The organism is Streptomyces chrestomyceticus JCM 4735, assembly GCF_003865135.1.
Classification (GTDB): domain Bacteria; phylum Actinomycetota; class Actinomycetes; order Streptomycetales; family Streptomycetaceae; genus Streptomyces; species Streptomyces chrestomyceticus.
Window position 1 is genome coordinate 3,719,747 of sequence record NZ_BHZC01000001.1, and the last position, 20,798, is coordinate 3,740,544.

18 protein-coding genes are annotated in these 20,798 nt (G+C 73.0%); 4 read left to right on the forward strand and 14 right to left on the reverse strand.

Translation table 11 applies throughout. From position 1 onward, the window contains the following. Positions 1 to 147: 147 nt before the first annotated feature. The 10 genes from EJG53_RS15560 to EJG53_RS15605 form a co-directional block, all read right to left on the reverse strand. Entirely contained in the window at positions 148 to 984 is an 837-nt protein-coding gene (locus EJG53_RS15560) for a CPBP family intramembrane glutamic endopeptidase (protein WP_125045345.1), read from the reverse strand. Next, positions 953 to 1,855, reverse strand: coding sequence for a helix-turn-helix domain-containing protein (locus tag EJG53_RS15565; protein ID WP_125045346.1), 903 nt, complete (start codon positions 1,853 to 1,855; stop codon positions 953 to 955). Before EJG53_RS15565 ends, EJG53_RS15560 begins: the two co-directional genes overlap by 32 nt. Positions 1,856 to 2,007: 152 nt before the next feature. Further along, positions 2,008 to 2,925: a hypothetical protein gene (locus EJG53_RS15570; protein ID WP_125045347.1), complete on the reverse strand. Its 918-nt coding sequence runs from the start codon at positions 2,923 to 2,925 to the stop codon at positions 2,008 to 2,010. 31 nt (positions 2,926 to 2,956) lie between these two features. Continuing rightward, positions 2,957 to 3,334 (reverse strand): hypothetical protein, encoded by a 378-nt coding sequence (locus EJG53_RS15575; protein WP_125045348.1) that lies wholly within the window; start codon positions 3,332 to 3,334, stop codon positions 2,957 to 2,959. A gap of 89 nt (positions 3,335 to 3,423) precedes the next feature. Then, on the reverse strand, positions 3,424 to 5,250 hold the full coding sequence (locus EJG53_RS15580; protein WP_244955153.1) for a hypothetical protein: 1,827 nt from the start codon (positions 5,248 to 5,250) through the stop codon (positions 3,424 to 3,426). Between the two features lie 243 nt (positions 5,251 to 5,493). Further along, positions 5,494 to 6,483: a malate dehydrogenase gene (locus EJG53_RS15585; protein ID WP_125045349.1), complete on the reverse strand. Its 990-nt coding sequence runs from the start codon at positions 6,481 to 6,483 to the stop codon at positions 5,494 to 5,496. 391 nt (positions 6,484 to 6,874) lie between these two features. Continuing rightward, on the reverse strand, positions 6,875 to 8,257 hold the full coding sequence (locus tag EJG53_RS15590) for a helix-turn-helix domain-containing protein (RefSeq protein WP_125045350.1): 1,383 nt from the start codon (positions 8,255 to 8,257) through the stop codon (positions 6,875 to 6,877). Positions 8,258 to 8,509: 252 nt separating this feature from the next. Further along, positions 8,510 to 9,730, reverse strand: a complete 1,221-nt coding sequence (locus tag EJG53_RS15595) for an NADP-dependent isocitrate dehydrogenase (protein WP_125045351.1) — start codon at positions 9,728 to 9,730, stop codon at positions 8,510 to 8,512. Between the two features lie 102 nt (positions 9,731 to 9,832). After that, positions 9,833 to 10,261, reverse strand: a complete 429-nt coding sequence (locus EJG53_RS15600) for a DUF3017 domain-containing protein (RefSeq protein ID WP_125045352.1) — start codon at positions 10,259 to 10,261, stop codon at positions 9,833 to 9,835. Positions 10,262 to 10,326: 65 nt separating this feature from the next. Further along, positions 10,327 to 11,181, reverse strand: a complete 855-nt coding sequence (locus EJG53_RS15605) for a bifunctional methylenetetrahydrofolate dehydrogenase/methenyltetrahydrofolate cyclohydrolase (RefSeq protein WP_125045353.1) — start codon at positions 11,179 to 11,181, stop codon at positions 10,327 to 10,329. Positions 11,182 to 11,471: 290 nt separating this feature from the next. Between EJG53_RS15605 and EJG53_RS15610 the strand changes: the two genes are divergently transcribed. Beyond that, positions 11,472 to 12,260: an RDD family protein gene (locus EJG53_RS15610; protein WP_125045354.1), complete on the forward strand. Its 789-nt coding sequence runs from the start codon at positions 11,472 to 11,474 to the stop codon at positions 12,258 to 12,260. Between the two features lie 165 nt (positions 12,261 to 12,425). Further along, positions 12,426 to 13,019, forward strand: a complete 594-nt coding sequence (locus EJG53_RS15615) for a hypothetical protein (protein WP_125045355.1) — start codon at positions 12,426 to 12,428, stop codon at positions 13,017 to 13,019. A gap of 98 nt (positions 13,020 to 13,117) precedes the next feature. On the opposite strand, the gene purH is transcribed toward EJG53_RS15615, so the two are convergent. Beyond that, positions 13,118 to 14,677: a bifunctional phosphoribosylaminoimidazolecarboxamide formyltransferase/IMP cyclohydrolase gene (gene purH, locus EJG53_RS15620; protein ID WP_125045356.1), complete on the reverse strand. Its 1,560-nt coding sequence runs from the start codon at positions 14,675 to 14,677 to the stop codon at positions 13,118 to 13,120. Beyond that, positions 14,674 to 15,327 carry a phosphoribosylglycinamide formyltransferase gene (purN, locus tag EJG53_RS15625; RefSeq protein ID WP_125045357.1) on the reverse strand — a complete coding sequence of 218 codons (654 nt, stop codon included), beginning with the start codon at positions 15,325 to 15,327 and terminating at the stop codon, positions 14,674 to 14,676. The genes purH and purN overlap by 4 nt, the downstream gene beginning before the upstream one ends. A gap of 262 nt (positions 15,328 to 15,589) precedes the next feature. Between purN and EJG53_RS15630 the strand changes: the two genes are divergently transcribed. Then, the gene (locus EJG53_RS15630; protein ID WP_244955154.1) at positions 15,590 to 16,648 is read left to right on the forward strand and encodes a hypothetical protein; all 1,059 of its coding nucleotides are present in this window, start codon (positions 15,590 to 15,592) and stop codon (positions 16,646 to 16,648) included. 45 nt (positions 16,649 to 16,693) lie between these two features. On the opposite strand, the gene EJG53_RS15635 is transcribed toward EJG53_RS15630, so the two are convergent. Further along, the gene (locus tag EJG53_RS15635; protein WP_125045358.1) at positions 16,694 to 18,619 is read right to left on the reverse strand and encodes a cell division protein PerM; all 1,926 of its coding nucleotides are present in this window, start codon (positions 18,617 to 18,619) and stop codon (positions 16,694 to 16,696) included. A 375-nt stretch (positions 18,620 to 18,994) separates the two neighbouring features. Here EJG53_RS15635 and EJG53_RS15640 point away from each other — a divergent pair, with 375 nt between their 5' ends. Further along, positions 18,995 to 19,801 carry a sigma factor-like helix-turn-helix DNA-binding protein gene (locus tag EJG53_RS15640; protein ID WP_125045359.1) on the forward strand — a complete coding sequence of 269 codons (807 nt, stop codon included), beginning with the start codon at positions 18,995 to 18,997 and terminating at the stop codon, positions 19,799 to 19,801. Between the two features lie 110 nt (positions 19,802 to 19,911). Here EJG53_RS15640 and sucD read toward each other — a convergent pair whose 3' ends face one another. Continuing rightward, positions 19,912 to 20,796: a succinate--CoA ligase subunit alpha gene (gene sucD / locus EJG53_RS15645; protein WP_003986215.1), complete on the reverse strand. Its 885-nt coding sequence runs from the start codon at positions 20,794 to 20,796 to the stop codon at positions 19,912 to 19,914. Positions 20,797 to 20,798: the final 2 nt, after the last annotated feature.

Sequence of the window (20,798 nt, forward strand, 5' to 3'; positions counted from 1 at the left end):
TCCCCGGAACCCCTTTACCTATGCCGAAACGTTCGAGGAAAGTGACCCGACTCACTCTTCCGGCCCCCGGAATGCAGGTTTGCCGGGGGCGATACGGGTCACTGGTCCGGTCCTTTCGGCCCACGGCCGGGGTGGGCGAGCATCCGTTCAGCGGGGCCTGGTGTCCCCCGTACGGCGGCTCCGTGCGCCACGGAAGCGGGTGAGCGTCGCCGGATCCCACAGCGCCATGACGGCCAGGCCCAGCAGCGCGACGAGCGGCCCTGCGGCCGCGGTGGGCACGGAGGGAACGAAGGAGCTGCTGAGGTTGGCGACGGTGTGCGCGATGATGATCGCGAACACGCTGCCGCCGGTGTTGTTGAAGATCCACACCCACAGCACCCGCAGAAAGACCGCGCCGAACGCGCCCAGCGCGACGAGCGTGCCGTCCTGCCCGCTCCGCACGATCGACGGAACGTGCATCAGCCACCAGAAGGCCCCCAGGGCGAGGCTCCCCCGCAGCGCGCCCCAGCGCCGCTGGAGCGGTTCGGTGGCGTAACCGGACCAGCCCAGCTCCTCCCCTACGGCGAGCAGCGCATAGACGGGGACGAACAGGAGCACCGTCAGCCAGCCCTGGGCGGGCTGCGTGAGCACCCGCGCGCCGGTGACCTGCATCAGGACGTACGTCACCGCGTAGACGAAGGGGCTCAGCAGCAACACCGGCACCCACCAGCCCCACCCGGTCCCCCGCCGGTCCCACCCCCGCCGCCACAGTTCCCGCACGCCCGCGCGTCCATGGGCGCGTGCGGTGAGGAGTACGGCCGCCAGGGCCGGGGTGAAGCCCGCGACGTAGTCCGTCACGGGGGCGTTCTTGGGCAGGCCGGGTAAGTCGATCAGGGCGCCGCCGACCCAGCAGGGCACGAGCAGCAGGAACACCAGGCCGAAGAAGGGCCAGGTCAGCGGGTCTTTACGCGTATCAGTGGGAACCGTGACGGCGGAATCGGTCATGCGCCGCACCGTAGGTATCGCCGACGTCCACCAGCTTGAACGAATGGGACCTGGACGCGCCCCCGCCCGACGCCCCTTGCCGCAGCGCCGTCGCCAGCTCACGCGGTGTACACCGGGCGAAGGCGCGCACCTCGCGCGCGAGGTGGGCCTGATCGGCGTACCCGGCCTCCGCGGCGACCGTGGCCAGCGGCAGCGCGGCGGTGGTGCGGTCCCGCAGCAGAACCGTCGCGCGCTCGAAACGGAACAGCCGCGCGACGGTCTTGGGCGGCGGCCCGATCTGCTCGCGGAAACGGCGTACCAGGTGCCGACGGCTCCACCCGAGTTGCTCCGCCAGCGCGTCGACGCGCTCCCCGCCCGCCGTGGCGGCGAGACGCCGCCAGGCCCAGGCGACGGCCGGGTCCGGTCGGGGCCCGCCCGCCATACGGGCCGCGAGCGCGCTCTCCAGGATGGCGAACCGCCGCGGCCAGTCACCCGCTTCGGCCAGCCGCTCGGCGAGCCGCGCCGCGCCCCGGCCGAGCAGCGCACCCAGATCCGCCGTCTCGTTGCTGATCAGGTGCATGGGCAGCCCGAGCAGCGAGTACGCCGTCAGCGGGGTCACCCGCAGCAGGACACCGCGCTGCTCCCCCACGACACCGGCCTCCGACAGCCGGTCGTGCAACCCGATGACCAGGGAAGTACGCGGGCCGCCGAGGCGGTCGGCACGGGACGGCGGCGCCAGGACCGGATCACCGTACGCGATCACCAACGTCACCCGACTGGACGGCAGTTCGCGCCGCCGTACCACGCCCGCCAGCCGCTCCCGATAACCGGAACAGTCCCGCACGATTCCGGCCAGGGGCCGCCCCGGCCGTAAACAGACGATGTCGTCCACCGACGTGCCCGTCTCCTCAGATCGTCTGGCCGCCGCGCTACCGATGGTCGCGGGGGGCTGATGCCCCGTACCGCCTGGCCCGCGGCCTGATCCTGCACGGCCGCCTCACGGGCAAAGGCGCCTGAAGCGCCATAGCCGCAGGTCAGAACCGATCAGGACCGCCGAGGGTCGAAGAATTTCAGCGCGGTCTGCTGGATGCGGCTCTGGGCGGGCCACTCCGCGTCGGGGCCGAGGACGAGGACGGCGAACTGGCGGCCGTCGGGGACGGTGAAGGCGCGGTCGGTGACGCGGGCGCGGACGCCCAGCTTTTCGCTGTCGTAGGCGTAGACGAGTTCGACGGTGCCGGAGCTGACGCCGACGTCCTTGGCGGGGCCCAGGCTCATCTCGACGTAACCCGGCTTGTCAGCGAGGCTCTGGGAGGTGGCCTTGAGGGCTTCGAGGGGGGTGATGTCGGGCTCGGTGACCTCGAAGATCTGGAGGAGGTAGCGCTCGTCGGGGGCGGTGTAGAAGACGCCGTCCGAGCGCTGGCTGCGCTGCCAGTTCGCCGGTACGGCCAGAGAGAAGCCGGCGGGGTCCCGGGCCAGACGGTAGCCGGGCGGGACCGGGTTCGAGGACGAGCCGGACGGGCTGCCGGGCCCCTGGTCGTCCGTGGTGGTGCTGGTGGGTACGCCGGGTTCGGCGGTTGAGCGGTTCGGGCCCTGCGAGGAGACCGCGGTCCCGGGTTCGGTGCGTACGGCGGTGTCGTCGCCGCCCCACAGCAGATAGCCGCCGCCGAACCCCACGGCGACCACGGCGACCGCCGCGCCGACGACGAGCGGCGTCGGCCAGGTGCGCGGGCGAGTGGCGGACAGGCCGGTGCCGGGCGCCGCCGTCGGGTCGTGGCCCGTAGGGCCGGGCGGCGGGTAGGGCGGGAGGTGCGGCCCGTCGGCCGTGGAGTCGGTGAAGAAGCCCGCTTCCGGCGGGGACGCGGGGCCGGGTACGAAGCCGGGCTTGGACGGCGGCGGGCCGGTGTACGGCGCGGGCGCCGGGCCGCCGGTGTCCCAGCGCTGTTCCTCGTCGTTCCAGCGCACCCCGCCCGCGCCGCCCCCTGCTCGCCCATGCTCAGCCTCCCAGCAGCGCGGCCACGGCCTGCCCCACGGCGGCGCCCGACGCCAGCATGCCGGTGACCGCGCCCGCGTCGGCCAGTGCGGTGCGCAGCCGGTCCAGGCGGCCGGGCACGGTGCGGCCGCTGGTCTCGATCTCCTCCTGCGCGTCGGCCAGTTCGGCGGTCAGCAGGGTGACCTGCGGCGTCTCGATGACCCTGGCCAGGTCTTCGCGCAACTGGCGTACGGCGGCGAGAAGTTCTTCGTGCGCGGGGTCGGTTCCGGGGCGGCCCGGGGTGTTCTCGTTGTGGGTGACCGTGTTGTGGTCGCCGATGGCGAAGGCGCCGTGCACCTCGCCGATGTGGATGCCGCGGTCGCGTCCGTCAGCCGTTGCCATGTCTGCCTCCCCGTTGGTCCGCTGTGGTGCCGTGTGCGCCGGCCATGGTCACGATTGTGCCTCGCCCGGGGTGAGTCCGTACGGGCGGTTCACCGGCCCGTGTCCCCGGGCCCGGCGGACCCGCCGGCGGCTCTGGGGGCACCGCCGCCCCCGGCGCCCGCCGCCCCGCCGAGCCCGCCGTTGCTGCTGATCGTGTTGTGGTCGCCGATGCCGATGGCGCCCTGCGCCGACTCGATGAACACCCCGCCGTTGGTGACGTTGACGACCCGCTGCTCGAACTCGTCGGTCTGCCAGCCCGCTTCGTACAGCGCGCCCCGCACACCGCTCGCCACCCGGTCCTGAATGCTTTTCAGGTAGCGGGTGACGTCCATCTCCTGGAAGAGCGAGGCGTCCCCGTCGGAGCCCAGTTCGCGGACCGAGGCCGCCGGGCCGTCGGGCAGCGCGCCGCCGTGCCCGCCGGTGAGCAGGCTCCAGGCGGACACGAAGCCGCGCCACAGGCTCGTCACCGCGCGCCCGGCGGAGCGCGGGGTCTGCGCGAGGGCCCACACCGCCTTGCCGAACGGGTTGTTGCGGCGGTGGCGGTGGGCGATCCGGTCGGCTTCGCGGTACAGGGCGCGCACCGGCCAGAGCACGTGCGGCGCGACCTCCAGCATGAGCATGCCGCCTTGCGTGTGGACCCGTACGAAGACCGTGGTGACGATGCCCTCGCCCCAGCCGCCGACCCGTACGCGCAGGAAGTGCCGCCGGGTCTCGCCGCCCTCCTCGACCGCGCGGGCCCGGTGCGCGGCGAAGCCGTCGGGGCCGTACGGGGCGGCGTCGCGGGACGGCAGCCCGGCCACCGGCAGGAAGACGCACTCGTCGATCTCCAGCTCGCGCAGCCGGTCCCGTACCGCGGCGGCGGCCTCCGGCGAACCGTGCGCTGAGGGCTCGCGGAGCGCCGCGACCAGCGGAATGATCCGCTGGAGGACGGTGTCGTTGTCCAGCGGGACCGGTCCGCCGGCGTCCCCTGCCGGGCCCGGCGCCGCGTCCTTGCGGGGCCGCAGTTCCACCGACAGCGACCAGGTCTCGTACGGCGTGCCCGCGCCGCAGAACGGGTCGGCGGCGCGGTACATGACCAGCGGGCCGTGCTGTTCGGTACGGATGCGGTGGCGCAGCCGCTGGAAGCGCGTGCCCTCGGCCCGCTCGGCCGGGTCGGCGGCGGCGTCCGGGAACCGGTCCCTGGACAGCTCGGTGGTCAGCACCTTGGCGACGAGGTTCTGCTGCGCGCCGACGGCCCAGGCCAGGACGAAGGGGAGCGCGAGGGCGACCCAGACATGGAGGTGCTGCGCCGCGAACAGGTGCAGCCCGAAGAGGTCGGTCGGCAGGAACAGCAGCACCGGGTCGACGGGCAGGTTGCCGACGCCGGAGGAGGCGTACCCCGGCCCCTCCGACGCCTCGGAGCCCCCGAAGGCCATGGTCAGCAGGAGCACGGCCGCCAGCACCAGGCTGAGCCGCCCGTACCAGCGCAGCACCCAGCCCGCGAACCGCCGGTACCAGGGCGGGTGCGCGGCACGGCCCCGTACGAAGGAGGCCAGCGAGAGCAGCAGGACGGGCAGCAGGTACAGCAGGGTCAGGCCGGACGAGAGCGGGAGGGAGACGATCCACAGGAGCAGGACGACCCCGGCCCAGGCCAGTTCCATGCGCCGGGCGCGCAGCGCGTGGGCCAGCACGCGGGCCGCGTCCATCCCCAGCGAGGGCGCCGCCAGGCGCTCCTCGTGGACGTACAGCTCGTCGATCACCGCGTCGCGGTAGACGGGGTCGAGGTACGTGCCGGCGCACAGCAGCCGGGTGGCGTCGCTGGCGCTGGGGTGCCGGGGCGCCACGGCGGGCGGGCGGCCCGCCAAACCGGACTGCGGCGGCACGTACGTAGGAGTCACCTGGTTCCCCCAAAGCGCGCGCCGGCACCGGCCGGCCGCTGTGACAGGTGGTGTGCGATGTGTGGACGCCGCAGCATAGAGGAGGGCCGCACGCCTTGTCCGGCACCTGCCAGAAAGTTCACCCCATGGTGCGACAGAACGGCGCCGCGGGCTGACAGCGCGACGGAGCCCGTACGGAACCCCGAGGGGAACCGTACGGGCTCCGGCCGTACGGGCGCGTCGGAGGGCGCCGCCCTCAGCGGATCAGAGGAGGCCGAGACCGCGGACGGCCTCGCGCTCCTCCGCGAGCTCCTGGACGGACGCGTCGATGCGCGCACGAGAGAACTCGTTGATCTCCAGACCCTGGACGATCTCGTACTTGCCGTCCTTGGTGGTGACCGGGAAGGAGGAGATCAGGCCCTCCGGGACGCCGTAGGAGCCGTCCGAGGGGATGCCCATGGAGGTCCAGTCGCCGTCCGCGGTGCCGTTGACCCAGGTGTGCACGTGGTCGATGGCGGCGTTGGCGGCGGAGGCGGCCGAGGAGGCGCCCCGGGCCTCGATGATCGCGGCGCCGCGCTTGGCGACGGTCGGGATGAAGGTGTCGGCCAGCCACGCCTGGTCGTTCACGGCCTCGGCGGCGTTCTTGCCGGCGATCTCGGCGTGGAAGATGTCCGGGTACTGGGTCGCGGAGTGGTTGCCCCAGATCGTCAGCTTCTTGATGTCCGAGACCTGCGCGCCGGTCTTCTGCGCGAGCTGCGAGATGGCGCGGTTGTGGTCCAGGCGGGTCATCGCGGTGAAGCGCTCGGCCGGCACGTCCGGGGCGGCGGCCTGGGCGATCAGGGCGTTGGTGTTGGCGGGGTTGCCGACGACCAGGACCTTGATGTCGTCCGCGGCGTGGTCGTTGATGGCCTTGCCCTGCGGCTTGAAGATGCCGCCGTTGGCCTCCAGCAGGTCGCCGCGCTCCATGCCCTTGGTACGGGGGCGGGCGCCGACGAGGAGGGCCACGTTCGCGCCGTCGAAGGCCACGTTCGGGTCGTCGGAGATGTCGATGCCGCGCAGCAGCGGGAAGGCGCAGTCGTCGAGCTCCATGGCGGTGCCCTCGGCGGCCTTCAGGCCCTGGGGAATCTCCAGGAGGCGCAGCTTGACCGGCACGTCCGCGCCGAGCAGGTGACCGGAGGCGATGCGGAAGAGGAGGGCGTAACCGATCTGGCCGGCCGCGCCGGTGACGGTGACATTGACGGGAGTGCGGGTCATGGCGATCTCCTGCGCGCTGTTTTCTGGGGCGAGCCCCGTGCCGCGTAGGTGGCGGTGGGAACTTCTGCCCATGTACCGAGATCTCTTGGTGTCGAGAGACCCGGCCGTCAGGCTATCGGACCGCCGCGCCGCGCCGCCCCCGGGCCGGTGTGGAACGCCTCACCGGGCCGCCTTCGGAGGTCCGGCGGGCCCCCGCGGGTGCGCGGCGGGCGGCCGCCCGCTCAAGGAGGGGGGAGCGCGGACGGCCGCCCGGTGATGCCGCACCCGTGGGGGGTCATCCATGCCCCTGCCCCCGATTCGCGCGGGCAATCCCCCCGGCCGGAGGTCTTCCCGCAACGGTCGGTATGCGGCGTACGTCCCGATACGTCAAGACTGTTGACGCCCCGACCGGCTACGCCACCGGCTTCGCGCAGCCCTTCCCGCCCGCCGTGGTCGTCCCGCACGCGGTGACCTTGGCCGGGTCCCCGGACACCGGGACCATCGCGGTGTACGCGTCGCCGTCCTGCCCGGCGGCGACCTTCTCGGTCCGGCCCGCCGAGCTGATCGACGCCTCGTCGCCCGGCGCGGCCCCGGTGATACGGGCCCAGGCCGCGCCGCACACCTTGCTGTAGCGCACCTCTATCAGGGAGCTTCCGGCGAACCCGCGCGACGGGCTGACGGCGTTCCGGCCGCCGCACCCCATCGCCTCGGGGTCCTTGCCCGCGCAGTCCGCCCCGGCGCACTTCACCCCCGCCGGCAGCACCGGCTTCTTGCTCGGGGACGCCGACGGCGCGGGCCCGGCCTGCTTGCCGTCCTTGCCGCCGCCGATGTCGAGCAGCAGCACCGCGGCGGCGATCACCAGCAGCGCGCCGACGACGCCCGCCAGGAACATCGTGACGCGGCGCCGGCGGAGCTGCCGGTCGGTGTCGTCCGGGCCAGGGCGCGCGGGCGGCACCGGGCCGCCCGGGTGGCGCGCCGCGTCGGCGCCCGCCGGACGGCCGCCCGCGTCCTGCCGCGGCACGTCGTACGGGACCTTGCCGTACGTGGGCGCCTCGTGCCGGGGCGGCGGGGCCGCCGGAGGGGCGTCCGGGTAACCGGCCAGGCGGGGCCAGACCACCTTGTCCGGCCGGTCGGGGGCGTCTCCGTCCGGCGTACCGGCGGCGGGCTTCGGCGGCGTCGCCACGTCCGGAGCGGCGGGTGGTGGTGCGGTGGATGGTGGTGCAGCGGCAGCGGAGGGCGTGGCGAAGTCGGGGAAGTCCGCGGGGGACGGCAGTTCGTCACCGCGCCGCGGTGCCGCGGGTGCCGGAGCGGCGGCGCTTTGCTCCGCGCTGCGTCCTCCCCGCTCCCCGGCCTCCCCCTCGGCCTTCTCCGCGCCCTTCCCCTCAGCCTTCCCCTTGGCCTTCTCCTTGAGCTTCTCTTTGGTACGGGACTTGGCCGGCTTGCCCGGCGCCGGCCCGAACTCCCCCAGCGCGGCCCGCGCCTGGGCCACCCGGATCGCCTCCATGGTGACGTCGTGCCGCATCTCCGAGCGGCTCCAGGCGCGTTCGGCCAGTTCCCACAGGGTGGTGAGGTGCCCGGTGTGCGTGCCGGTCGCCTCGGCCAGCGCGATCACGGCGCGCTGGGGCGGCAACAGCCGTCCGTTGAGGTAGCGCTCCCACGAGGTCTTGCTGTACCCGGTACGGTCCGCGACGGCGGCGACGCTCAGGCCGCTGCGCTCCACGAGTCTGCGCAACTGGCCGGCGAACTCCTTGACCTGCGGATCGAGTTCTTCCGGTAGCGCCCTCCAGCGAGGCATTGCCTCCCCCTAACCCCCCGTATGCGCCTGGTTGCGCCTGTCGAGTGCTCTGGTGTTCCGCTCCTTCGCCGAGGCGCGGCCCCCGCGGCCCGCCCCGGTCGTCGCTCAAGTCGTCACTCACAGGGATGCTCAGAGCCAGGATGCCAGTTCCCCTCTCCCGGGCGCACGGGAGCGTTCGGGCACCGGACATGCGGACGTGCACGCCCGTACACTTCCGCTCCCGCACGCCGGAGGGCCGGGCAGAGCAGCACCTCAGGCGTCGGCCATCGCCTTCTGCAGCCCGATGTCGAGCGCGTCGAGGAACTCCTGCGTGGTCAGGTACGGCTGGTTCGCGGAGACGAGCAGCGCCAGGTCCTTGGTCATCCGGCCGCCCTCGACCGTCTCCACGCAGACCCGCTCCAGCGTCCGGGCGAACCGGATGACGTCGGGGGTGCCGTCCAGTTCGCCGCGGTGGGCCAGGCCGCGGGTCCACGCGAAGACCGAGGCGATCGGGTTGGTCGAGGTGGACTTGCCCTGCTGGTGGCGGCGGTAGTGCCGGGTCACCGTGCCGTGGGCGGCCTCGGTCTGCACGGTCCGGCCGTCGGCGGACATCAGGACGGAGGTCATCAGGCCGGGCGAGCCGAAGCCCTGGGCCAGCACGGCGGACTGGACGTCGCCGTCGTAGTTCTTGCAGGCCCAGACGTAGCCGCCGGGCCGCTTGAGCGCCGCGGCGGCCATGTCGTCGGTCAGCCGGTGTTCGTAGGTCAGGCCGCGGGCGTCGAAGCCGGCCTTGAACTCGGCGTCGAACACTTCCTGGAAGAGTTCCTTGAAGCGGCCGTCGTACTTCTTGAGGACGGTGTTCTTGGTGGACAGGTACACCGGGTACGAGCGGGCCAGGCCGTAGCGGAAGACGGCGCGCGCGAAGTCGCGGACCGACGCGTCGTGGTTGTACATGGCGAGCGCGACGCCGGGGCCGGTGAAGTCGTGGACCTCCAGCTCGACCGGGTCGCCGCCGTCCCGGGGCGTGTAGGCCAGGGTGAGGGTGCCGGGGCCCGGGATCCTGAGTTCGGTGGCGGCGTACTGGTCGCCGAAGGCGTGCCGGCCGACGACGACGGGCTCGGTCCAGCCCGGTACGGGCCGCGGCAGGTTCGCCACGACGACCGGCTCGCGGAAGACGACACCGCCGAGGATGTTCCGGAGGGTCGCGTCGGGCGAGCGGTACATCGCCTTCAGGCCGAACTCCTCGACCCGCGCCTCGTCCGGGGTGACGGTGGCGCACTTGACGCCGACGCCGTACCGCTGGATCGCGTGCGCGGCGTCGACGGTGACCTGGTCGCCGGTGGCGTCGCGGTGCTCGATGCCGAGATCGAAGTACTTCAGGTCGACGTCGAGGTGCGGCAGGACCAGCGTGTCCCTGATGGACGACCAGATGATGCGGGTCATCTCGTCGCCGTCCAGCTCGACGACCGGCTGGGCAACCTTGATCTTGGCCATGGAGCGCCAAGGTAGTCGGCGGCGGGGCGCCCGGGCCGCCCCCGGGACGGCGCGCGGGCGGACGTCACGCGAATGGCGTGCGGGAGCCGGGCACCGGCCCGGTCACCACACCGTGAAGTGCACCAGGTCGTCCAGGAACGGGATCTTCAGCCACGGCTTGGGCTGCGCCATCAGCGCCAGCAGGACGATGGCCACGCCCAGCCCGCCGTACGTCGCCATGTCCGTGAAGCGGGACCGTACGGCCAGCATGCCCACCTTCGGCAGCACCCGCCGCAGCACCGCCCCGCCCAGCAGGGACAGACCGATCAGGATCGCCCCGATGCGGAAGCCGTCGAGGGCGACGATGAACAGCCCGAGGGCCACCCCGCCCATGACGGCCAGCAGCGGCCACTGCCGGGCGGGCGGGGCGGCACTGCCGGGCGCCGTACGGGCGCCGCCCTCCGGCCGTGCGGTGTCGGTGGTGATCCGCGGGAAGCGGCGCGAGGGCCGCTGCGGTTCGGAGGCGCCTTCCGCGTGCGCTTCGGCACTCATGGGTGGCCGTCCCTTTCCCTGTCCGTTGTCCCTGTCCGATCCGGATGCCGCGGGTGGCCGCGGGCTCAGCCCGCGGCGCGCTCGGCCGCCTCGACGACGTTGACCAGAAGCTGGGCACGCGTCATCGGGCCGACGCCGCCCGGGTTCGGGGAGATCCAGGCCGCGACCTCGGCGACGCCGGGGTGCACATCGCCGACGATCTTGCCGTGCTCGTCGCGGCTGACACCGACGTCCAGCACGGCCGCGCCCGGCTTGACGTCCTCGGGCTTGATGATGTGCGGCACACCGGCGGCCGCCACCACGATGTCGGCCTGCTTGAGCTGCGCGGCCAGGTCACGGGTGCCGGTGTGGCACTGGGTGACGGTGGCGTTCTCGGACTTGCGGGTCAGCAGCAGCGGGATCGAGCGCCCGACGGTGATGCCGCGGCCGACCACGACCACGTGCGCCCCGTTGATCGTCACGCCGTGGTGGCGGAGGAGCTGGATGATGCCGTACGGGGTGCAGGGCAGCGGCCCCTCGATGCCCAGGACCAGGCGGCCCAGGCTCACCGGGTGCAGGCCGTCGGCGTCCTTGGCCGGGTCCATCAGCTCCAGGACGCGGTTGGTGTCGATGCCCTTGGGGAGCGGGAGTTGGACGATGTAGCCGGTGCAGGCCGGGTCCTCGTTCAGCTCCCGTACGACGGCCTCGATCTCCTCCTGCGTGGCGGTGTCCGGCAGTTCCTTCTGGATGGAGGCGATGCCGACCTGGGCGCAGTCGCGGTGCTTGCCGTTGACGTACCAGCGGCTGCCCGGGTCGTCGCCGACCAGCAGGGTGCCGAGTCCGGGAGTCACGCCCCGGGCCTTCAGTGCCTCCACGCGGACGGCGAGTTCGGACTTGATCGCGGCGGCGGTGGCCTTGCCATCGAGAATCTGGGCGCTCATACCCCCATCTTCCCGGATGGAGCCTGCCCCGTTCCAATCAGGGCGGGCTATCGGGGCGCGCTATGGCCGCTGACAAGAGTGATGACCGGAGATGACCGAAATGAAATTGCGCAATCGATCATTGCACTTGCACAACACCTGTCCCCCTTGACTGGACAAGAATATTGCGCAACTAGAAAGATTGCCGCTCAGTGCCGCAGGCATCATCGGGGGGCGGGCCACTGATCCCAAGGTTTCCTCCGAGCACGCCCTGCCGTCCCCCACTGAACACCAACGGAGGAAACCAGCCAATGAGCTTTGGCGATCCGAACAATCCCTACGGCCAGCCGCAGGGGCAGCCCAACCCGTACGGCCAGCCGCCCCAGGCGCCGCAGGCCCAGCCGGGGTACGGCTACCCGCAGCAGGCACAGCCCCAGCCGGGCTACGGCTACCCGCAGCAGGCCCCGCCGCAGCCGCAGGCCCCGTACGGCCAGCCGCCGCAGGTGCCCCAGCAGCAGGCGTACGGCTACCCGCAGCAGGGTTCCCCGTACGGCCAGCAGTCCGGAATGCCGGGCATGGGCGGGCCGCAGCCCTACGCGAGCTGGGGTGCGCGGGTCGGTGCGGCGCTGCTGGACGGTCTGATCATCGGGGTCGTCCCGACGATCCTGTACATCATCGCGGCCGTCGTGACCGCCAACACGGTGACCCAGGTGACGCGGCCGGACACGTCCTACTGCGGCACCGACTACCAGTGCATCTCGGACGCCTACAGCAGCGCCAACAGCTCCGTCGGCAGCACGCCCGCCCTGGCGCTCATCCTCATCTCGATCGCCGGACTGATCACGCTCGCCGGCGGCCTCTTCATGATCGCCAAGGAAGGCTCCACCGGTCAGACCCCGGGCAAGAAGGCCCTGAACATCCGCGTCGTGCGCGAGGCGACCGGACAGCCGCTCGGCTTCGGCCTGGCCCTGGGGCGCAAGCTCTGCCACGTGGTGGACGGCCCGCTGTGCGGTCTCGGCTACTGGTGGCCGCTGTGGGACGAGAAGTCCCAGACGTTCGCGGACAAGATCGTCAGCACCGTGGTCGTCCGTACTCAGTAGGACTCCGTACGGCAGCTCATCCAGCACTGGGCCCCCTGGCGCGAAAATGGCGCGAGGGGGCCTTCGCCGCCCCTTAGGCTCTTACCGATCTCTTACTTCACCCGGGACCGCCGGAACCGTGCATGACCGGCTGACACCAGGTCACACCGCTCGAAGGACACGCCCGTGAGCTATCCGAACCAGAACCCCTACGGTCCGCCGCAGGGGCCGCCCCAGGGGCCGCCCCAGCCCCAGTACGGCTACCCGCAGCAGCAGCCGATGCAGCCTCAGCAGCCGTACGCGCCCTTCCCGGCCGGTCCCATGGGCCCCGGCGGCATGCCCGGCATACCCGTGCCGCACCAGATGCCCGGCAGCACCAAGGCGGCCCGGGTCATGCTGTTCGTCCTCGCCGGGATCACCGTGCTCGGCATCATCGGGGTGACCGTCGCGCTGAACCAGTTCAGCAGCGCTTCCGCCCAGTACAACGGTTTCAGCGGGGACGCCGACAGCATGTTCGCCATCGGCAAGGGCGCGATGGTCTTCGTCATGATCCTTCAGGCGGCCTACGCGGCGGTCGCGCTGGTGCTCGCGCTCCAGTTCTCCAAGGGGGCCAACGGCATCCGTATCGGCACCATCATCTTCGGGTCCGTGTCGGTCCTGTGCAGCATTCCGTTCGCCATCGCGATCTACGGCATCCCGAGCTTCGTGCTGTCCATCCTCGTCATCGTCTTCGCGGCGAAGCAGGAAAGCCAGGCGTGGTTCACCCGCCCCCGGTACTGACCTTCCCGGTCCGGCCGGGCACCCGCCCGGCGCACGCCGAAAGGCCCGCCCCCGCGTGCTGCGGGAGACGGGCCTTTCGGCCGTTCAGGACCCGGTGATCAGTGGAAGAAGTGCCGGGTACCGGTCAGGTACATCGTCACGCCCGCGGCCTTCGCCGCCTCGATCACCTGCTCGTCACGGACCGAACCGCCGGGCTGCGCGACAGCCTTGACGCCCGCCTCCAGCAGCACCTCCAGACCGTCCGGGAACGGGAAGAACGCGTCGGAGGCGGCGTAGGAACCGCGCGCCCGCTCCTCGCCCGCCCGCTGCACGGCCAGCTTCGCCGAGTCCACCCGGTTGACCTGGCCCATGCCGACGCCGACCGTGGCACCGTCCTTGGCCAGCAGGATCGCGTTGGACTTCACGGCGCGCGACGCCCGCCAGGCGAAGGCCAGTTCGGCCAGCTCGGCGTCGGACAGCGCCTCGCCGGCCGCCAGCGTCCAGTTGGCCGGGTCGTCGCCCTCGGCCTGGAGGACGTCCTTGACCTGGGCCAGGCCGCCGCCGTCGATCGGCTTGAACTCGGCCGGTGGCTGCGGGCCCTCGGGGCAGCGCAGCACCCGGATGTTCTTCTTGCGGGCCAGCACCTCGACGGCGCCGTCCTCGTAGTCCGGGGCCACGATGACCTCGGTGAAGATCTCCGCGACCTGCTCGGCCATCGCCACGGACACCGGGCGGTTGACGGCGATGACGCCGCCGAAGGCGGACAGCGAGTCGCAGGCGTGCGCCTTGCGGTGCGCCTCGGCGACATCCGTGCCGATCGCGATGCCGCACGGGTTGGCGTGCTTGATGATGGCCACGCAGGGCTCGGCGTGGTCGTACGCGGCCCGGCGCGCGGCGTCGGTGTCCGTGTAGTTGTTGTACGACATCTCCTTGCCGTGCAGTTGCTCGGCCTCGGCAAGGCCGCCGCAGCCGCCGGTGTAGAGCGCTGCCGCCTGGTGCGGGTTCTCGCCGTAGCGCAGCACGTTCTTGCGCTCGTACGTCACGCCGAGGAAGCCGGGGAACTCGCCGCCGTCACCCGCGTAGTCACCCGCGAACCAGGAGGCCACGGCCACGTCGTACTCGGCGGTGTGCCGGAACGCTTCGGCGGCCAGCCGCCTGCGCTCCTGAAGGTCGAAGCCGCCGTCCGCGACGCTCTTGAGCACGTCCGGGTAGCGGTCCGGGTTGACGACGACGGCGACCGACGGGTGGTTCTTGGCGGCGGCGCGCACCATCGAGGGGCCGCCGATGTCGATCTGCTCCACGCAGGCGTCCGGCTCGGCGCCGGAGGCCACGGTGTCGCCGAAGGGGTAGAGGTTGACGACCACCAGGTCGAACGGCTCCACGCCCAGCTCGTCGAGCTGCCGCCGGTGGTCCTCCAGCCGCAGGTCGGCGAGGATGCCCGCGTGCACCTTCGGGTGCAGCGTCTTGACCCGGCCGTCCAGGCACTCGGGGAAGCCGGTCAGCTCCTCGACCTTGGTCACCGGGACCCCGGCCGCCGCGATCTTCGCGGCCGTCGAGCCCGTCGAGACGAGCCGGACGCCCGCCGCGTGCAGCCCCTGGGCCAGTTCTTCGAGGCCCGTCTTGTCGTAGACGCTGACCAGCGCCCGGCGTACGGGCCGCTTCGTTGCTTCGGCGGTCACGGGATCAGTACCTTTCGTCCCTCAATGCGGTAGCCGTGCCGGGCCAGCAGCCCCACGACCTCGACGAGCAGCTTGCGCTCGACTTCCTTGATGCGCTCGTGCAGCGCGGATTCGTCGTCCTCGCCCCGGATCTCGACCACACCCTGGGCGATGACCGGGCCGGTGTCGACGCCGTCGTCGACGAAGTGGACGGTGCACCCGGTGACCTTGGCGCCGTACGCGAGCGCGTCGCGCACGCCGTGGGCCCCGGGAAAACTCGGCAGCAGGGCCGGATGCGTATTGACGATCCGGTCGCCGTAGCGGGCGAGGAATTCGGCGCCCAGGATCTTCATGAAGCCCGCCGAGACGACGAGGTCGGGCTCGTGGGCGGCGGTCGCCTCGGTGAGCGCGCGGTCCCAGGCGGCCCGGTCTGTGTGGTCCTTGACCCGGCAGACGAAGGTGGGCAGGCCGGCCCGCTCGGCGCGCTCCAGGCCGGCGATGCCGTCCCGGTCGGCGCCGACGGCCACCACCTCCGCCCCGTACGCGGCAACGCCCTCGGCGGCGATGGCGTCGAGCAGCGCCTGAAGGTTCGTCCCGGAACCGGAGACGAGCACGACGACACGGGCCGGGGAGGCGGCGGGAACGGCGTAGGACGGGGAAGCGGAGGCCACGGCGGGACTCTTTCTCGCGCGGTGCTGCTGTACGGCGGTATGCGTGTTGTGCGGTCGTACAAAACCGGGGGTAGCCGAAAACCGGGGAACCCTACGAAGGCGCCGACCGTCAGCAACGATACCGGCACACCGCGCGGCCCCCACGGGACGGGGGCGCACGCGAGAGGTAGCGTCGGGCGTGAGAACGCACGCTGTTCGTGGTATCCGCCCGCCCGGCCACCCGTCGGACGTACGGACGAGACAAGGGGAAGACACACTCCAGATGCCGGACCGACGCCGCCGCGCGGCCCTCCTCCTCCCTCTCCCGGCCACCGCCGGGGGGTGCCCCCAGCCCTCCGTCGCGCCCGGGCCGGTGCTGCTGCGCGAGCGCAAGCCGTCCTCCGATCCGGCGGGGGCGGGCGCTCCGGATTCGTCGGGCTCGTCCGGCTCGTCCGGTCCGTCGGGCTCGTCCGGGGGGCCGGCCAGGGAGCGGGCTCATTCCCACCCCTCCGGCTCCTCCGGCTCCTCCGGTCAGGAAACGGGAGGGCAGGACGGGAACGGACAGGGCGGAAGCGACCGGGGCGGAAGCGGTCAGGACGGCCGGGACCGTGACAATCCGTTCGCGCCGCCGCCCGCCGACGCTCCCGAGCAGCCGTGGCAGCCCCGCGGCCACGGCCAGGACCAGGACGGCGACCAGGACGGGCCGGGCGACCGGCAGCAGCCCTCCTGGGGCAATCAGTGGAGCAGCCGGCAGCCGGGCCGCCAGGGCGGCGGCTTCGGTACGCGCCAGAGCGGCCGCAACAGCCAGCAGCAGCCCGGCGGCCAGGGCGGCCCCGGAAGCTCCGGCGGGCTGCGCTGGGACCCGACCGACCCCGCGCAGCGCCGCGCGCGCTACGCACTGCTCGCCGGTATGTGGGGCTTCTTCTTCGTGCTGTTCAACCTGCCGGAGATCGCGCTGCTGCTGGCGACGCTCGCCCTGTACTGGGGCGTCAGCTCCCTGCGCGCCAAGGCGGCGCGTACGGGCAATGGCGCGCGGCCCGGCAGCGCGCGCGCCACGGCCGCCGATGTCTCGGGCCAGGCCCCGTCCCGTACGGACTCCGGCGCGTCCACCGCGGGCGGCACCCCGCCCGTCTCCACCCGTCCGCAGACGACGGCCGCGGTCGCCGGCCTGGTCACCGCCTCGCTGGCGCTGGCCATGGTGGCGGCCACCTACACCGTCCAGCTCGTCTACCGCGACTACTTCACCTGCGTGAACGACGCCCTGACCCGGTCCGCCCAGCACTCCTGCGAGAAGCTGCTCCCCGAGCAGCTCCGCCCGCTGCTCGGGGCGGAGCAGGAGTAGCCGGGCCGGGGGCCGGATGCCGCGTATCCGTACCCCGCTTCCCTCTCAGCCGCCGCCCCTGGGGTCGGCGGCTGAGGTGTTTCCGGGGAGCGAAGGGTGCCCCATGACCTCCTCATGGGACGGTGCGGCGGGTTCGAAGGCGGTCATCAGGCCGCCGGAGGAGGCCCGGAGCGCCGACCAGCGGGCCCGGCGGGTGCTGGCGTCGTGCCAGGGGGCGGGCGGGGGTGACACGGGTGAGGGCGTCGGAGGCACGGGGTCCATGGGCGGCGGAGTTCGCGGACCCGGGTGCCCGCAGCCGTACGGAGCGAAGCTGCCGGCCGTACGCGTACGGCGGTGCCGGGCCCGGTGACGGGGCGGCCGGGCGACCTGCTGTACGGCCCGCTTCCTGGCCCGGCGGACCGTGCGCCGCAGCGCGGCCCAGCAGAAGCGGCAGGCGGCCCCCGTCCACCGTCCGGCGGCACGGAGGACCGCCAGGCCGAGCCGCTTGCCCCCGCGCCACAGCCGCTTGCGGAGCTTCTCGCGCGGCGTCCGTACGGGCTTCGGCGGGCGCGGCACACCGCGCAGCCACCAAGCCCGCGCGACGAGAGCGCCCGGAACGCCGACGAGCACCGTCCAGCTCAGCGCCGCCAGCCCCGTCTGCCACCAACTGGGCCCGAAGCGGGCCAGCGCCGCGGTGCCCAGCGCGCCGCCCGCCAGTCCGGCGAGCAGCGCCGACGCCGCCGCACAGCCGAGTGCGGCGAGCCCGGCGGCCGCGGCCGTACCGCGCCAGCCGGTCCACTCCGGGTCCGCCGTCGTGGGCGGGGCGGGGGTGACGTCGGCCGTTGGGTCCGTTCCGGGCGAGGTGCCGGCCCGTGAGGCGGCCGCGTACGCCTTCGCGGGCAGCGCGGCGTACCGGGCCAGCGCCACGCCGACGGCGAGCGGCACCGCGGCGGTCAGCCAGTGCAGCGGACCGGTGCCGCCCGCGTCCGGGACCATGCCGAGCAGCGGGAAGTGCGGCAGGGCCGGATACCCGGCGGCTGCGAGCGGGCCGACCGTGCTGCCGGCGCCGAGCGTGAAGCCGGGGCCGAGCCCGTACGCCACTCCCCACACGACGGTGTTCGGCAGCAGTACGAGGCTGAGCAGCAGCACGGTGCACCGGCCCGCCCAGTCGTGGGTGAGCCCGAGGAATTCGGACCGGACCGTAGGCGCGTGCCAGCCGAGCGCGAGGAGCACCAGCAGCGCGCCGCACAGCAGCAGCGCCAGGAGGGCCGCGGCGCCCGCGCGCGCAGCAGTGGCCAGCCGACGGCCGCGCAGTGCGGCCCGCAGCCCGGTCGGCAGCATGTCGTAAGCGCGCTGGACCGGGCCGGGCAGCGGCTCGAAGGCGGCGGGCCCGAGAGAGTGCCAGGCCGCCACGGCCAGGGTCGCCACGGCGACCAGCGGTACGTACAGCAGGGCACCGAGCGGCTCGACGCGCAGCGGGCCCGTCGAGGCGTACAGCAGGGCGGCGGCAGCGACCAGCAGATATCCCGTCAGCAGCCAGCCGAGCAGTTGGCGGGGCGTGGGTTCCGGGTCGATGTCCTCGGGGTGGAGGAGGAGGCCGGGGCCGGCGGATTTCGGGGGGTGGGCAAGCTGCGGCGGCACTTCGAGGACGTGCCGGGCGGACCGGTACAGCAGCCACAGGGGCAGGGCCATCAGGAGCAACGGCGTCACGGCGACGGGCGACGCGCCGCCGGAGGCGGCCACGGTCCGTACGAGGTCGCCGCCGTGGGCGAGGAACCACAGGTCGGCGGCGAGGTGCAGGGCGCGCGACGGGTCGGTGTCCGGGTAGGGGGAGGCCACCCAGAGCAGCAGTACCGCGACGGCGAAGGCCCCGAGCCCGAGCCCCGCCGCGAGCACTCCGCCGAGGAAGGCGGTGCCGAGCGCGGAGGACCGCTGGGTGGAGGCCCGGCCGCGCGACGACAACGTCGGGCCGCGGTCGGTCAATTGGCTCACCCGGCCATGCTGCCAACAACACACGTTTCCGCCATGGAGCAGGCAATTACCGGACGTGTCGCCCAATATATGCTTATGTACCTTTTCATGTCGCCGCGACGTGTTGGACGTACGGGCCGCACCGGGCGTACGGGCCGTCCTGGACGTACGGGCAGCCTTGGCCGTATCGGGCGTCTCGGGCGCACGGGACGCCTCGGCCGTTCGGGGAAGGCCGCCGGAACCGCGACGGAGGCGCCCGACGCCCCATCAGAAGCGCCCTCTGTAGACCTTACTGACGACCCATCAGCGCCGGTAGAACATGCGCACCTCACCCCCGCAGCCGCCTTCGACGCCCTGTACGCCCGGCACGCGCACGACCTGACCCGCCAGGCGATCGTGCTCACCGGCCTGCCCCACCTCTCCCAGGAAGCCGTCGAACGGTCGTTCCAGGCGGCCTGGCAGCGCTGGCCCGAGATCGCGGTCGACCCCGACCCGGCGGGCCGGGTGCGCGCCATGGTGCACGAGTACGCGCTGTCGCCCTGGCACCGTATGCGCCCGAACCTGCGCGCCGGGCAGCGGCCGTCGCCCAGGGTGCCCGCCGCGCCGCCCGCCACTCCCCCGCAGCGCGCGCTGCGGGACGCCGTACTCAGCCTGCCTGCGGTGTACCGGCGGGCACTGCTCCTTCACGACGGGCTCGGTCTGGGCCTTAGTGAGACGGCGGCCGAGGTGGAGGCCAGTACGGCCGCGACGGCCGGGCGGCTGCTGCACGCGCGCCGAGCGCTGGCCGAGCGGGTGCCGGCCTTCGGCCTGGCAGCCGAGACGCCGGTACGTCAGCGGGAGATCCTGCGCGAACGGCTGGCCGGGCTGGCCGCCCTGTATCCGGTGGCGCCGCCTGCCGCCGAAGCCGTGCGCACGGGCGGCGAGCGGACGGTCAGCCGGATGACGCAGGGCGCGTTCGGGCTCACGGCCGTCATCGCGGCGGCCACGGCCTTCACCCTCGTCAACGAGGCGGCGGGCCCGCTGCCCGGCCGCCCCGAGGCCGGTCCCCCGGCCGTGTCCGCGTCCCCCACGCCCGGCGCGAAGGCCCGGGGCCCCCGTACGGAGCAGGCGAAGCACGCCCGTACGGGGCGGCAGACGGCGGCCGGTGGCCCGGTACGGCGGAACGTGGTCCGGTCGGGGCTTCTCGCTCCGGAGGCGCGGTAGCCGGGGGGCGGGGAGGCGGGGAAGGAGCGGGGGCAGGGCCAGGGAACGGGAAAAGGCGCGGGCCCGCACCCCCATGAGGGGTACGGGCCCGCGTCCGACGCGTCGCGCGATCAGCCGACGAGGATCTCGCGCGCCAGGCGCGCGGTCTCCGACGGGGTCTTGCCGACCTTGACGCCGGCGGCCTCCAGGGCCTCCTTCTTTGCCTGGGCGGTGCCGGAGGAGCCGGAGACGATGGCGCCGGCGTGGCCCATGGTCTTGCCCTCGGGCGCGGTGAAGCCCGCGACGTAGCCGACGACCGGCTTGGTGACGTTGGCCTTGATGAAGTCGGCCGCACGCTCCTCGGCGTCGCCGCCGATCTCACCGATCATGACGATCAGCTCGGTCTCCGGGTCGGCCTCGAACGCCTCCAGGGCATCGATGTGGGTGGTGCCGATGACCGGGTCGCCACCGATGCCGACGGCCGAGGTGAAGCCGATGTCCCGCAGCTCGTACATCATCTGGTAGGTCAGCGTGCCGGACTTCGACACCAGACCGATCTTGCCGGGCTTGGTGATGTCGCCCGGGATGATGCCGGCGTTGGACTGGCCGGGAGTGATCAGGCCGGGGCAGTTCGGGCCGATGATCCGGGTCTTGTTGCCCTTGCTCGACGCGTACGCCCAGAAGGCGGCGGAGTCGTGCACCGCGATGCCCTCGGTGATCACGACGGCCAGGCCGATCTCGGCGTCGATCGCCTCGACGACGGCGGCCTTGGCGAACTTCGGCGGCACGAAGATGACGGACACGTCGGCGCCGGTCTTCTCCATCGCCTCGGCGACCGAGCCGAAGACGGGTACGGAGGTCCCGTCGAAGTCGACCTCGGTGCCCGCCTTGCGCGGGTTCACGCCGCCGACGATGTTGGTGCCGTCGCCCAGCATGAGCTTGGTGTGCTTCATGCCCGTGGCACCGGTCATGCCCTGGACGATGACCTTGCTGTCCTTGGTGAGGAAGATAGCCATGG